General features: G+C 70.9%; 13 protein-coding genes. 7 read left to right on the forward strand and 6 right to left on the reverse strand.

Annotated features, from left to right (window positions below; all coding sequences use genetic code 11):
- Nucleotides 1–53: 53 nt before the first annotated feature.
- From ACIBJF_RS07260 to ACIBJF_RS07290, 7 genes are all read left to right on the forward strand, one after another.
- Nucleotides 54–896 carry a nitrilase-related carbon-nitrogen hydrolase gene (locus ACIBJF_RS07260; RefSeq protein ID WP_399172704.1) on the forward strand — a complete coding sequence of 281 codons (843 nt, stop codon included), beginning with the start codon at nt 54–56 and terminating at the stop codon, nt 894–896.
- Nucleotides 893–2,176: an aspartate aminotransferase family protein gene (locus tag ACIBJF_RS07265; RefSeq protein WP_351803754.1), complete on the forward strand. Its 1,284-nt coding sequence runs from the start codon at nt 893–895 to the stop codon at nt 2,174–2,176. Before ACIBJF_RS07260 ends, ACIBJF_RS07265 begins: the two co-directional genes overlap by 4 nt.
- Nucleotides 2,177–2,251: 75 nt before the next feature.
- Entirely contained in the window at nt 2,252–3,817 is a 1,566-nt protein-coding gene (locus tag ACIBJF_RS07270) for a PucR family transcriptional regulator (protein WP_399172705.1), read from the forward strand.
- Between the two features lie 156 nt (nt 3,818–3,973).
- Nucleotides 3,974–4,816, forward strand: coding sequence for a nitrilase-related carbon-nitrogen hydrolase (locus ACIBJF_RS07275; RefSeq protein ID WP_399172706.1), 843 nt, complete (start codon nt 3,974–3,976; stop codon nt 4,814–4,816).
- A gap of 28 nt (nt 4,817–4,844) precedes the next feature.
- Nucleotides 4,845–6,248 carry a dihydropyrimidinase gene (gene hydA, locus ACIBJF_RS07280; protein WP_399172707.1) on the forward strand — a complete coding sequence of 468 codons (1,404 nt, stop codon included), beginning with the start codon at nt 4,845–4,847 and terminating at the stop codon, nt 6,246–6,248.
- A gap of 11 nt (nt 6,249–6,259) precedes the next feature.
- Complete coding sequence (locus ACIBJF_RS07285) at nt 6,260–7,282, forward strand: TIGR03842 family LLM class F420-dependent oxidoreductase (protein ID WP_399172708.1); 1,023 nt, start codon at nt 6,260–6,262, stop codon at nt 7,280–7,282.
- A 116-nt stretch (nt 7,283–7,398) separates the two neighbouring features.
- Nucleotides 7,399–8,925 (forward strand): NCS1 family nucleobase:cation symporter-1, encoded by a 1,527-nt coding sequence (locus tag ACIBJF_RS07290; RefSeq protein WP_399172709.1) that lies wholly within the window; start codon nt 7,399–7,401, stop codon nt 8,923–8,925.
- Nucleotides 8,926–8,939: 14 nt separating this feature from the next.
- On the opposite strand, the gene ACIBJF_RS07295 is transcribed toward ACIBJF_RS07290, so the two are convergent.
- The 6 genes from ACIBJF_RS07295 to ACIBJF_RS07320 form a co-directional block, all read right to left on the reverse strand.
- Complete coding sequence (locus ACIBJF_RS07295; RefSeq protein WP_399172710.1) at nt 8,940–9,650, reverse strand: hypothetical protein; 711 nt, start codon at nt 9,648–9,650, stop codon at nt 8,940–8,942.
- A 457-nt stretch (nt 9,651–10,107) separates the two neighbouring features.
- Complete coding sequence (locus ACIBJF_RS07300; RefSeq protein ID WP_399172712.1) at nt 10,108–10,644, reverse strand: hypothetical protein; 537 nt, start codon at nt 10,642–10,644, stop codon at nt 10,108–10,110.
- A complete protein-coding gene (locus ACIBJF_RS07305; RefSeq protein ID WP_399172713.1) occupies nt 10,622–11,920 on the reverse strand; it encodes a hypothetical protein in 1,299 nt (432 codons plus the stop codon). Before ACIBJF_RS07305 ends, ACIBJF_RS07300 begins: the two co-directional genes overlap by 23 nt.
- A complete protein-coding gene (locus ACIBJF_RS07310) occupies nt 11,920–12,225 on the reverse strand; it encodes a DUF6317 family protein (protein ID WP_356313933.1) in 306 nt (101 codons plus the stop codon). Before ACIBJF_RS07310 ends, ACIBJF_RS07305 begins: the two co-directional genes overlap by 1 nt.
- The gene (locus tag ACIBJF_RS07315) at nt 12,222–12,728 is read right to left on the reverse strand and encodes an SAV_915 family protein (protein WP_399172716.1); all 507 of its coding nucleotides are present in this window, start codon (nt 12,726–12,728) and stop codon (nt 12,222–12,224) included. Before ACIBJF_RS07315 ends, ACIBJF_RS07310 begins: the two co-directional genes overlap by 4 nt.
- 188 nt (nt 12,729–12,916) lie before the next feature.
- On the reverse strand, nt 12,917–13,981 hold the full coding sequence (locus tag ACIBJF_RS07320; protein WP_399172717.1) for a biotin/lipoate A/B protein ligase family protein: 1,065 nt from the start codon (nt 13,979–13,981) through the stop codon (nt 12,917–12,919).
- Nucleotides 13,982–14,092: the final 111 nt, after the last annotated feature.

Consider the following 14,092-nt stretch of genomic DNA (forward strand, 5'->3'; position numbering starts at 1 on the left):
CGGCCTGCTCTACGGGCGTAGAGGCTCTGACGGTCCCGTCGAAGGAGCAGCTCATGGCCAACGTCGTACGAGCCGCCCTGGTCCAGGCCACCTGGACCGGCGACACCGAGTCCATGGTGGCGAAACACGAGGAGCACGCCCGTGAGGCGGCCCGGCAGGGCGCCAGGGTCATCGGGTTCCAGGAAGTCTTCAACTCGCCCTACTTCTGCCAGGTCCAGGAGCCGGAGCACTACCGATGGGCCGAGCCGGTGCCCGACGGGCCGACGGTGCGGCGGATGCGGAACCTCGCGCGTGAGACCGGGATGGTGATCGTCGTCCCCGTCTTCGAGGTCGAGCAGTCCGGCTTCTACTACAACACCGCCGCCGTGATCGACGCCGACGGGACCTGCCTCGGCAAGTACCGCAAGCACCACATCCCCCAGGTCAAGGGCTTCTGGGAGAAGTACTACTTCAAGCCCGGCAACCTGGGGTGGCCCGTCTTCGAGACGGCCGTCGGCAAGGTCGGCGTCTACATCTGCTACGACCGCCACTTCCCGGAGGGCTGGCGGCAACTCGGCCTCAACGGTGCCCAGTTGGTCTACAACCCCTCGGCCACCCATCGCGGCCTGTCCGGCTATCTGTGGCAGCTGGAGCAGCCGGCGGCGGCCGTCGCCAACGAGTACTTCATCGCCGCCATCAACCGCGTCGGCCAGGAGGAGTACGGCGACAACGACTTCTACGGGACCAGTTACTTCGTCGACCCCCGCGGGCAGTTCGTCGGCGAGCTCGCGAGCGACAAGTCCGAGGAACTCCTCGTCCGTGACCTCGACTTCGACCTGATCGAGGAAGTGCGGCAGCAGTGGGCCTTCTACCGCGACCGCCGCCCCGACGCCTACGAAGGGCTGGTGCAGCCGTGAACGACCTCTACTCCCGCCACCGCCAGGTCATGCCCGACTGGCTCGCCCTCTACTACGACGAGCCGATCGAGATCACCCACGGCGAGGGCCGCCACGTCTGGGACTCCGCCGGCAACAAGTACCTGGACTTCTTCGGCGGCATCCTCACGACCATGACCGCGCACGCGCTGCCGGAGGTGACCAAGGCGGTCGGTGAGCAGGCGGGGCGGATCATCCACTCCTCGACCCTCTACCTCAACCGCCCGATGGTCGAACTCGCCGAGCGCATCGCCCAGGTGAGCGGCATCCCGGACGCCCGCGTCTTCTTCACCACCTCCGGCACCGAGGCCAACGACACCGCCCTGCTGCTCGCCACCGCCTACCGGCGCAGCAACACGATCCTGGCCATGCGCAACAGCTACCACGGCCGCTCCTTCAGCACCGTGGGCATCACCGGCAACCGCGGCTGGTCACCGACCTCGCTGTCCCCGCTGCAGACCTTGTACGTCCACGGCGGCGTGCGCACCCGGGGCCCGTTCGCCGGGCTGGACGACCGCGCGTTCATCGACGCCTGTGTCGCCGACCTGAAGGACATCCTCGGGCACACCCGCCCGCCGGCCGCGCTGATCGCCGAGCCGATCCAGGGCGTCGGCGGCTTCACCTCCCCGCCCGACGGGCTCTACGCCGCCTTCCGCGAGGTCCTGAAGGAGCACGGCATCCTGTGGATCGCCGACGAGGTGCAGACCGGCTGGGGCCGCACCGGCGATCACTTCTGGGGCTGGCAGGCGCACGCCCGCAGCGGCCCGCCGGACATCGTCACCTTCGCCAAGGGCATCGGCAACGGCTCCTCGATCGGCGGGGTGATCGCCCGCGCCGAGATCATGAACTGCCTGGACGCCAACAGCATCTCGACGTTCGGCGGCACCCAGCTCACCATGGCCGCCGGTCTCGCCAACCTCACCTACCTGATCGAACACGATCTCCAGGGCAACGCCCGCCGGGTCGGCGGCCTGCTCATCGAGCGGCTGCGGGCCGTCGCCGCCCAGCTGCCGGGAGTCCGGGAAGTGCGGGGACGAGGGCTGATGATCGGCGTCGAGCTGGTCAAGCCCGGCACCGACGAGGCCGATCCGCAGGCGGCCGCGGCCGTGCTGGAGGCGGCCCGCGAGGGCGGCCTGCTCATCGGCAAGGGCGGCGGCCACAACACCAGCGCCCTGCGCATCGCCCCACCGCTGTCGCTCACCGTCGCGGAGGCCGAGGAGGGCGCGGCGATCCTGGAACGGGCGCTCAGGAGCACGCACTAGAGAAACGGGCGCTCAGGAACACGCACTAGAGAAACGGGCGCTCAGGAACACGCACTAGAGAACGGGTGTACGGCCATGACCACCACCTTGGAGTCCCGGTACGGCTGGGAACCCGCCCTCTCCGTCCGCCAGGTGCTCACCCTGGAACGGGTCCTCGCCGGAGAACCCGAGGTGGTGGCGGGCGCCGGACAGCTCGACCGGCCGGTGCGCTGGGTGCACGTCGCCGAGGCCGCCGACGTCGGGGTGATGCTCAGCGGCGGCGAGATGGTGCTCACCACCGGGGTGCTGCTGGCCGGTGACGAGGCCAAGCAGGCCGAGTACATCCAGTCGCTGCACCGGGCGGAGGCCTCCGCCGTCGTGCTCGGCCTCGGGCGCGCCTTCCCCGCGCCGCCCGAGGTGATGCGCCGGGCCGCCGAGCGGTGCGGACTGCCGATGGTCGTCCTACACCGGCCCTTCCCGTTCGCCGAGCTCACCGAAGAGGTGCAGTCCAGGCTGGTACGGCGGAAATTCGCCGCCGTCAGCCTCTCGGAGGCCGTACGGACCGAACTCACCGCCCTGATCACGGCCGGTGCGCCGCTGCAACGCCTGCTCGACGAGGTCGCCCGGCACAGCGGCTGCCCGGTCGTGCTCACCAACCTCGCCCACCGCGTCCTCGCCACGGCGGGCGAGCGGTCCGCGGTGGACGACGTGCTGCGCGACTGGGAGCGGATCGCTCGGCAGGCCGGCGCCGGCGCCGAAGGCGGCTGGATCAGCGCCGAACTCGGCGGCCGCGGCGAGCGCTGGGGCCGGCTCCTGCTGTGCGGCTACCGGGGGGACGCGGCCACCGGACAGCTGCTCGCCGACCGGGCCGCCGAGGCGCTGGTCCTGCACCGCATGCTCGGCGGCGGCTCCGCGCACTCCTGGGAGGAGGAGTCCGCGCAGAGCCTCGTCACCGATCTGCTCTCCGGTGTCGTACCCGCGTGCAGGCTGCTGCCCAGGGCGCGCGCGGCCGGGCTGCCGGTCAACCGGCGCACCTTCGTCCCGCTCGTCGTGCTCGGCCGCGCCCCGGACGAACTCGACCGCGTGCTGCGGCTGCTGGGGATGTCCGGGCTGGTCGCCGAACTCGCCGACGGCCGGGCCGCCGTGCTGCTCAGCCTCGCCCGCGACCAGGACGCCGAGGCCCTCACCGCCCACTTCGCGGCCCGGCTGCGCGCCGGGTCAGGGGCGGTGGTCGCCGCCAGCGACCCACGCACCGGCTGGGACGACGTGCCCGGCGGATTGCGCGAGGCCCGGCATGTCGCCGACGCCGTCGCCGACTCCTCCGCCGCCCTCGACCTGCCGGCCGTGGTCCGGCTGAAGGACGTGCACCTGCGCGGCCTGATCCGGCTGCTGCGCGACGACCCGCAGGTGCAGTCCTTCGCCGAGCGGGAGCTGGACGGGCTGCTGTGCGCGGCCGAACCGGAGCTGCTGAACGTCCTGCGGACGTATCTCGCGACCGGCCGCAACAAGTCCCGCACCGCCCAGCTCCACCACGTCTCCCGGCCCGCCCTCTACCGCCGCCTGGAGGTCATACAGGCCCGCCTCGGCGTCGACCTGGACGACTTCGAACAGGCGGCTTCCGTGCACATCGCGCTCCTCGCGCACGACGCGCAACAGGGGTGAAACATGCGACGACCTGGGAAAACGGCGGTGAAACATGGGCCTCTGCACACGTGACACGGTGGCACGCGCACGGCCCGCAGACGTGACACGCTGCCAATCGAACCGTCCTCGCGGGCTTTCTACGCTCACGGCACACCGAGCTACCGGAGGTCCCCGATGAGCCGAGTGATCCGCGCCGCCCTGTTCCAGACCGCATGGACCGGCGACAAGGAATCCATGATCCAGGTCCACGAGCAGGCGGCCCGTGACGCGGTCGCGCAGGGCGCCCAAGTCCTCTGCTTCCAGGAGCTGTTCTACGGCCCCTACTTCTGCCAGGTCCAGGACAAGGCCTTCTACGAGTACGCCGAACGGATCCCCGAGGGCCCGACCGTACGCCGCTTCCAGTCCCTCGCCCGCGAGCTGGGCATCGTCCTCGTGCTGCCGATGTACGAGGAGGAGCAGCCGGGCGTCCTGTACAACACCGCCGCCGTGATCGACGCGGACGGCTCCTACCTCGGCAAGTACCGCAAGACCCACATTCCCCAAGTGCAGGGATTCTGGGAGAAGTTCTACTTCCGCCCGGGCAACAGCGGCTGGCCCGTCTTCGACACGGCCGCGGGGAGGATCGGCGTCTACATCTGCTACGACCGCCACTTCCCGGAGGGCTGGCGGGCGTTGGGCCTCGCGGGAGCCGAGATCGTGTTCAACCCCTCGGCCACCTCCCGCGGCCTGTCCCGCTACCTCTGGCAGCTGGAGCAGCCGGCGGCGGCCGTCGCCAACGAGTACTTCGTCGGCGCGATCAACCGGGTCGGCGTGGAGGACCTCGGCGACAACGACTTCTACGGCACGACGTACTTCGTGGACCCCGAGGCCCAGTTCGTCGGCGAGGTCGCGAGCGACAAGGAGACCGAACTCGTCGTACGGGACCTGGACCTGGCCAAACTCCGCGAGGTCCGCGACCGCTGGCAGTTCTACCGGGACCGGGCACCGGGGGCGTACACACCGCTGACCGCACCCTGACCGCAGCACTGTTGACCGAGGGAGCAGCATGAGCAGCCGTACCGTCATCCGTGGTGGACTCGTCATCACCGCGTCGGACGAGATCCACGCCGACGTCCTGATCGAGGACGGCCGCGTCGCCGCCCTCGCCGCCTCCGGCACCCCCGCCGCCGAGGCGTTCACCGCCGACCGGGTCATCGACGCCACCGGCAAGTACGTCATCCCGGGCGGCGTGGACGCCCACACCCACATGGAGCTGCCTTTCGGCGGCACCTTCGCCTCCGACACCTTCGAGACCGGCACCCGCGCCGCCGCCTGGGGCGGTACTACCACGATCGTCGACTTCGCGGTGCAGAGCGTTGGCCACACCCTGCGCGAGGGCCTGGACACCTGGCACGCCAAGGCCGAGGGCAACTGCGCGATCGACTACGCCTTCCACATGATCGTCTCCGATGTGAACCAGGAGACGCTCAAGGAGATGGACCTCCTGATCGAGGAGGGCGTGACGTCGTTCAAGCAGTTCATGGCGTACCCGGGCGTCTTCTACTCGGACGACGGGCAGATCCTGCGCGCCATGCAGCGCTCCGCCGAGAACGGCGGCCTGATCATGATGCACGCCGAGAACGGCATCGCCATCGACGTCCTGGTCGAGCAGGCCCTCGCCCGCGGCGAGACCGATCCGCGCTACCACGGCGAGGTCCGCAAGGCCCTGCTGGAGGCCGAGGCCACGCACCGCGCCATCCGGCTCGCCCAGGTCGCGGGCGCCCCGCTGTACGTCGTCCACGTCTCGGCGATGGAGGCGGTGGCCGAGCTGGCACGGGCCCGCGACGAGGGGCTGAACGTGTTCGGCGAGACCTGCCCGCAGTATCTGTTCCTGTCCACCGACAACCTCGCCGAGCCCGACTTCGAGGGCGCCAAGTACGTGTGCAGCACACCGCTGCGGCCGAAGGAGCACCAGGCCAAGCTGTGGCAGGGCCTGAGGACCAACGACCTCCAGGTCGTCTCCACCGACCACTGCCCGTTCTGCTTCACCGGCCAGAAGGAACTGGGCCGCGGCGACTTCTCCAAGATCCCCAACGGCCTGCCGGGCGTGGAGAACCGCATGGACCTGCTCCACCAGGCCGTCGTCGACGGGCACATCTCCCGCCGCCGCTGGATCGAGATCGCCTGCGCCACCCCGGCCCGCATGTTCGGGCTGTACCCGAAGAAGGGCACCATCGCCCCCGGCGCCGACGCCGACATCGTGATCTACGACCCGCACGCCGAGCAGGTCATGTCGGCCGAGACCCACCACATGAACGTCGACTACTCGGCCTACGAGGGCAAGCGCACCACCGGCCGGGTCGAGACCGTGCTCTCGCGCGGCGAACCCGTCATCACCGAGCGCGAGTACACCGGGCGCGCCGGCCACGGCGCCTTCACCCCGCGCTCCACCTGTCAGTACCTCAACTAGGAGTGGCGCCCATGGACTTCGGACTCGTCCTGCAAGCCGACCCGCCGGCCTCCCGCGTCATCAGCCTGATGAAACGGGCCGAGCGCAACGGTTTCACGTACGGCTGGACGTTCGACTCCGCCGTGCTCTGGCAGGAGCCGTTCGTGATCTACAGCCAGATCCTGGCCAACACCTCGAAGCTGAAGGTCGGCCCGATGGTCACCAACCCGGGCACCCGCACCTGGGAGGTCACCGCCTCCACCTTCGCCACCCTCAACGACATGTTCGGCAACCGCACCGTCTGTGGCATCGGCCGCGGCGACTCCGCGATGCGGGTCGCGGGCCGCAAACCCAACACCCTCGCCCGCATCAGCGAGGCGATGAAGGTCATCCGGGCCCTCGCCCGGGGCGAGTCCGCCGACCTCGGCGGCGGCACGGTCGTGAAGTTCCCGTGGATCAAGCCGGGCGCCCAGCTCCCCGTCTGGATGGCTGCGTACGGCCCTAAGGCGCTGAAGATGACCGGCGAGGAGGCCGACGGGTTCATCCTCCAGCTGTCCGACCTGTATCTGACCGAGTACATGGTGAAGGCCGTCAAGGACGCGGCGGCGGCCGCCGGACGCGACCCCGGCGAGGTCACCATCTGCGTGGCGGCCCCCGCGTACGTCACCGCCGACGACTCGCCCGAGGCCCTCGCCCACGCCCGCGAGCAGTGCCGCTGGTTCGGCGGCATGGTCGGCAACCACGTCGCCGACCTGGTCGCCAAGTACGGCGAACACTCCGCCCAGGTCCCCGACGCACTCACCGACTACATCAAGGCACGGCAGGGCTACGACTACGCCCACCACGGGCGCAGCGGCAACCCGGACACCCAGTTCGTGCCCGACGAGATCGTCGACCGGTTCTGCGTCATCGGGCCGGCCGAGAAGCACATCGAGAAACTGACCGCGCTCCGCGCCCTGGGCGTCGACCAGTTCGCGGTGTACGACATGCACGACGCGCAGGAGGCCACCATCGACGCCTACGGCACGAAGGTGATCCCGGCCGTCAACGCCTGAGCCCCCGCCGTCACTTCGAGTCCCCCACCTCCTGGTCACCCCTCCCCGCAGCCGAAGGGGAGGGGCTGGTGCCCGCACGGCCTCTCCCGTCCCGACCTCGTTCGATTGGCCTGCCCATGACCGACACCGCTCCCACCGCCATACCGTCGTCCGCCCAAGTCACCCTGCCCGACGGCCGGGTGACGATAGCCCCCGGTTCGCCGCAGCCCAGCGGCCCCTACGCCAACGCGGATCTGCTGCCGGTCCCGGTCGAGAAGCGCACCTGGACCACGTACAACTTCTCCGCGCTCTGGGTCGGCATGGCCCACAACACGGCCTCCTGGACGCTGGCCTCCGGTCTGATCGCCGTCGGCATGGACTGGAAGCAGGCGGTGTTCACCATCGCCCTCGCCAACCTGATCGTGCTCGTGCCGATGCTGCTGACCGGGCACGCCGGCCCCAAGTACGGCATCCCCTTCCCGGTCTTCGCCCGCGCCTCCTTCGGCGTGCGCGGCGCCAACCTCCCCGCCGTGGTACGGGCGTTGGTGGCCTGTGGCTGGTTCGGCATCCAGACCTGGATCGGCGGCGAGGCGATCTACTTCCTCGCCGGGAAGCTGATCGGCGGCGGCTGGTCGAACGCGGCCCACGTCGGCGGTTACGCCTGGACCATGTGGCTGTCGTTCGCGATCTTCTGGGCGATCCAGGTCGCGATCATCTACCGGGGCATGGACACCATCCGCCGCTTCGAGAACTGGGCCGCGCCCTTCGTGCTCGTCGGCGCGTTCGTGATGCTGTGGTGGATGAGCAGCAAGGCCGGCGGCGTCGGCCCGCTGTTCGACCAGCCCTCCAAGCTGGGCTGGGGCGGGGGCTTCTGGAAGATCTTCTGGCCCTCGTTGATGGGCATGATCGGCTTCTGGTCCACGTTGAGTCTGAACATTCCCGACTTCACCCGCTATGGGCGCAGTCAGAAGGCCCAGACGTGGGGCCAGGCCCTCGGCCTGCCGACGACCATGACCCTCTTCGCGTTCCTGTCCGTCCTGGTCACCTCCGGCTCGCAGGCGGTGTACGGCCAGCCGGTCTGGGACCCGGTCCAGCTGGCGGCGAAGACGGACAACGTGGTCGGACTGCTCTACGCGCTGGTCACGGTCCTGGTCGCCACCCTCTCGGTGAACATCGCGGCCAACCTGGTCTCCCCGGCGTTCGACTTCTCCAACGTGGCGCCGCGGAAGGTCAGTTTCCGCACCGGGGCCCTGATCACCGCGGTCCTCGCCGTCCTGATCTTCCCCTGGAAGCTGTACTCCGACCCGCAGGGCTACATCTTCACCTGGCTCGGTCTGGTCGGCGGTCTCCTCGGCACCGTCGCCGGCATCCTCGTGGCCGACTACTGGCTGCTGCGCCGCACCCGCCTGGACCTCGCCGACCTGTACCGCACCGGCGGCCGTTACTGGTACGCGGGCGGCTGGAACTGGCGGGCCGTGGTCGCCTTCCTCGCGGGCGGTGTCCTGGCGATCGGCGGGGCCAGCTTCAAGCCCCTGATCGACGGCCGCCCCATCCCCGCCCTGTCCTCCCTTGCCGACTACGGTTGGGCGGTGGGCCTCGGCACGTCCCTGGTGCTCTACCTGGCCCTCACGCTGCTGACGGGCCGCCGGGAGGCGACGGCATAAGGAGGCGGGGGCGGTCAGCCGGACTGCGAGTCCGGCTGACCGCCTCCGAGCGCGCCCACCGCGGCCCGCGCCGCCTTGATGGCCCCCTTGTTGATCTCGTCCGTACCGGGCGCCTTCTTCGTCTCGAAGTCGCTGCCGTTGTAGGTGACGATCACCAGGGCGTTGGACACCCGGACCATCACCACGCCCTCGCGCGTCTGCTGCTTGTCCTCCGTGGAGAGGCCGACGACGGAGTAGGCGCTGTTCCCGAGCCCCGGCACGGCCCCGCCGCCGCTCTTCTCCTTCACCCGCTGCTCGTACTCCTGCGTCGCCGCCTGGTCCGACTCGCTGATCTCGAAGGTCACGTCGAGCCAGCGGTAGTCGTAGCCCTGCAGCGCGTTCCAGGAGCAGGTGCGGCGCAGTTTGGTGTCGGTCGAGGGGATCTCCTTGCCGGTCGTCTTCGCCCCCGGCACCAGGGACTTGACGGTCGCCGCGGGCACGCTGGTGCAGGGCGAGGGCGCGCTGCTGTACGCCTTCGCCGCCGCGGTGGACGACGGGCCGGAGGAGGAAGAGGACGAGGAGGAGGAAGAGGAGGAGGACTGGGTGGACGTCTGCTGGTTCGCCTGGTGCCCGGCGGCCGCCTGAGGCGCGGCCGGGCCGGACGTCAGCGCCCAGCCGGCACAGGCGAGGACCGCGACCGGCGTCAGTCGCGCGGTGAGGGCGAGCGGCAGAGGAAGGGAACGCACGGCTCACTTCTCGTGTGGGGGAGGAGGTACGGAAGGGGTCCGCATGGGGGACGTGGGACGCCAGTGTCACACGAGTCCCTGTGGTGCGGAAGCGGAAACTCGCAGCGTGCCCGCGCGGTCACGGCGGTGCGCTCATGACGTACTGCTCTGTCTGTTTTGTACCTCCAACCGGGTCGAGACGAGCGCCGCCGCCCCACCGTTCCGGCCCGACGCCGGCCGTGCCCTCCGGCTGATCGCCGCCGGGTGCGGGCGGGGCGAGGCGAGTCCTGCGGTGATCCCGGCGCCGCACCGGCCTCCCACGCCACGGCCACGACGGACGCCGCGATGCGGACGCGCAAGGCCGGCACCGCGAGCCACGCGGCGGCACCGAGCGTGCGGCGCGGCCGGTGGCGCGGACCCCGCCGGTACCAGGTGATGCCCGGCCTCGGCAGGGACGGGACGTCGAGGGGTGTTCCGCTCATGTTCCGGTGGGGTGCGCCTCCAGCCAGCGGCGGGCGCCGGCTTCGCTGGGGTACTCGCGGACCGTGAGCATGCCGGCGCTCCAGCCGACGGCGAACCCGGCCAGCGCCGGCAGGACGGGCGCCGCGAGCACCAGCAGACCGCGTCCGCCGTAGGCCAGCGCCCCGGAGCGGCGGACCTCCGCGCGCTTGCGCCCACGGAACTCGTCCGGCTCGGGCGGATCGAGGAGCTGCCTGCGGTGCTGCCGCCGCTGCACCACCCAGCCCCAGGGCAGGGCCGCGACGGCCCCGGCCACCTGCGCCCAGTCCCACACGGGGCGCACGCCCGACGGCAGCACCGTGCGGAACCCCTCGTAGAGCTCGACGGCGGCGAAGCAGAGGAAGGCCAGGACGGCCAGCATCAGGACGGCCAGGCGCACCCGGCGCAGCCAGTAGCCCGTGCCACGCTCGTACCAGCTGGTGCCCAGCCCGTTGAGGGACGGGATCCGGGCGGGCACGCGGGCGTCCGGCGTCTCAGAAGATGCTCGTGATGCCATGCCACACGTCCTTTCCGAGCCGTTTGAAGTCGTCCCCGGTCTTGGACAGTACGTGCCCCGTGCCGGTCAGCACTCCGCCGACCACTCCGTGATCATGGATGTCCTCGCTCCAGTGCTCGTGGAGTGAGTGGTCGATGATGCCGGTCGCGCCGATCACGACGGCACCGCCGACCCCCGCCGCCACCGCGACGGGCACATCGAACGGCGCGGCGGCCACGAGGCCCGCCGTGATGGCCGTGCCGGCCACCAGGCCGGCGACGTTGGCGCCGCCGTCGGTCGCGATCGAACGCTGCCACGACCAGCCCGCGTCATGGTCGCTGGAGGCCTCCAGCAGCCCGCAGGCACCCGCCGCGGCGACGTCCAGCACCGGGATCTCCTTCAGGAAGTCCGGGACCTTCTCCAGGCTCTCGCCCGCGCGCAGCAGGTCGGCGGCGTCGGCCAGCTTCACGTTGAGCGCACGGTCGTAGGGGAGTGCGGTGCTGCCGTTCTCGGCGCGGGCGATCGCGGTCTCCAGGTCGTCCACCTTGGTGAGCGCGTCGCGGTAGGCGCCCTTGGCGGGCAGGTCCTTGGGCAGGGCCCTGCCCGCCTTCTGGTACGCCTTGCGCTCCGCCCGGAGCTCCTTCTTGGCGGCCTGGGCCTCGTTCTTGGCGTCGTCGAGCTTCGCGCGGGCCTTCGCGCCGCCGGCCCGGGCGTCCTCGGCGTCGTACGCGTACAGGCCGCGGAGGTAGTCGGCGATGGTGACCTTGTCACCGGTGGAGGCCGCACCGTCCTTCGACGTCACCTGGTCGTACAGGCCCTGCAGCTGCTGCGCCGCGGTCAGCCGCGCGTGCTGGGCGGTGTGCAGGATCTCGTCGCGCACCTTGGCGTACTCGTTCATCGCCGAGATGGTCTTCTGGCCCTCCGCGCTCGGCGGGTCCGCCGTCATGATCGGCTGCGGCGCGCCCTTGGCGTCCGTCGCCACGCCCTTGCCGGCGGCGACGTGCTCCGCGTTCTGCAGGGACGTCTCGCAGGTCGACAACGCGTCGGCGAGGGTTCCCAGGATCTCGCCCGCCCGGTGCACCAGTTCGGCGAAACCGCCGGCGGTGATCTGGTCCTCGCTCCACTTGCCGCGGAACGTCTCGGCCGCGTCGCCCTTCCAGTCCGCGTCACCCGCCAGCTTCTCGACGGCACTGCTGAGCGGCTTGACCACGCCGTCGAGTTTGTCCTTGGCGTTCTTGTACGTGGTGGCCATCGTGTGCAGGCCGCCGATGTCGCCGCCCACCCAGCTGTCGCCCATCAGTGCCAGTCCTCCGGGGTGAGGTCCTCGAACACGCCGTGGACGTCCACGTCGTGCCGGTGGAAGGAGTCACGCGCGTACGCGGCCTTGTCCCCGTGCTCGTCCAGCCGGTCGGCGAGCAGGATGTGCAGGCTCTCGATGAGGTCGGCGACCTCCTTGATCGCGCTGTCCAGGCCCGGGTCGCCGCCGCTGACCACGGGCGGGGTCACGTCCGGTTTCAGCTTCCGGTAGTCGTCGGCCTGGTCGTGGAAGGTCTTCGCCAGCGTGGCGAGGTCGTCGTAGATGACCTTGAAGTCGGCCGTCACCGGCGCACCTCCCGCGCGTACGCGGCCAGGTCCTCCGGCCGCCAGTTGGGTTCCGCGGGCCTGACCCGCGGATCCAGCAGGACGGTGACGCCCTGCTCGTCCATCGCCTCGGCCAGCGGGCCGATCGAGGCGGCGACCCACGGCTGGGCCTCGCCGAGGGCCTCCACCAGCTTGTCCAGTGCGGTGAAGGCGAAGGCCACGGTGCCGCCCGAGGGGTGGGCGAACAGCTCGCACACGATGAACGGCACCCGTGCCGGGCGCCCGTTCGTCCCCGTCGCCGCGACGGACCTCGGATGTGCCGGGACGAACACCGGTGTGTGGTAGGGCGGCACGCCGGGTTTGGGACGAGGCCGCTCGTCCGTGGCCGCGCTCGGCCCAGGTGCCGCCTCGACGAGGTCCATCAGGTGCGAACGAGGTGCGTCCGGTCCCTGCTCGGGAGCGGCTTCTCCCGGCGGGTCCGGCTCCAGGAAATCGAGCAGGCGTGAACGTATCGGCGCCCCCATCGCCGTCACCTCTTCCCCGTGGTTGCGTGGCCGATCGGGCCCGACCACGGTAGCCAGCGGTCAAGGGCGCAAATCCGGCTATGTCGGGGTGGGAGGGCGGGCGTACACGGAACTCATACGACTGCTTGGCCGGCGATAGAGCAGTCCTTGACCCATTGCTGAACCGGGGCTTCCGGCCGGCCCGGCCGCTACGGCACCCGGGCCGTCCACCGCGCCGACGTGAACTTGGTCCGCGCCAGGTCCTCCGCGCGCGCCAGCTCCTCGTCCGTGATCTTGCCCGGCGCCAGGCCGTACCGCGCGCGGAACGACTCGATCATCCGGTCGATGACCGCCGCACGCGGCAGACCGGTCTGCCGCCGCAGCGGATCGACCCGCTTCTTCGCAGAGCGCGTCCCCTTGTCGGACAGCTTCTCCCGCCCGATGCGCAGCACCTCGACCATCTTGTCGGCGTCGATGTCGTACGACATCGTCACGTGGTGCAGGACGGCGCCGGGGCCCCCGCCGGGTCCGACGATCCGCTTCTGGGCCGCGCCCGCGATCTTGCCCTGGTCGGTCGCGATGTCGTTCAGCGGCTGGTACCAGGCCCGGATGCCCATGTCGCCGAGCGCGCCCAGCACCCAGTCGTCCAGGTAGGCGTAGCTGTCCTGGAAGGACAGGCCCTGCACGAGGGACTCGGGCACCGACAGGGAGTAGGTGATGGTGTTGCCGGGCTCCACGAACATCGCGCCGCCGCCGGAGATCCGCCGCACCACCTCGATGCCGTGCCGCGCGGCGCCCTCGGCGTCCACCTCGTTGCGCAGCGACTGGAAGCTGCCGATGATCACCGCCGGGGCGCCCCACTCCCACACCCTGAGCGTCGGCGGCCGCCGGCCGGCGGCGACCTCGGCGGTCAGCACCTCGTCGAGGGCCATGTGCAGCGCGGGCGGCTGCGGGTCCTCGTGGATCAGCTGCCAGTCGTAGTCGGTCCAGTCCGTGGCGTGCGCGAGGGCCCGGCGCACCGCGATCCCCACGCCCTCCGACGTCAGGCCGTACATCACCGTCCCCGTGGGCAGCGCCGCCTCGATCCGCGTGGCCAGACCGGCCGCGTCGGTGTCCGCCGGGGCGCCCTCCAGCGCGCCGTTCACCGCGTCCAGCGCTTCGTCCGGCTCCAGGAAGAAGTCGCCCGCCACGCGCACGTGCCGCAGCACGCCGTCCTCGACGTCCACGTCCACGACGACGAGCTTGCCGCCGGGCACCTTGTACTCACCGTGCACTGTCTGCGCCTCCGTCCCTGCCGCCTCCCGCACGAGATCAACGGCGCAGGTCGTCGCCGTGTTCCCGGACGGCGATCACGCTCGTACGATCACCCGCACGAGGTACCCGAG

It is taken from the genome of Streptomyces sp. NPDC050743, assembly GCF_044456925.1.
GTDB lineage: Bacteria > Actinomycetota > Actinomycetes > Streptomycetales > Streptomycetaceae > Streptomyces.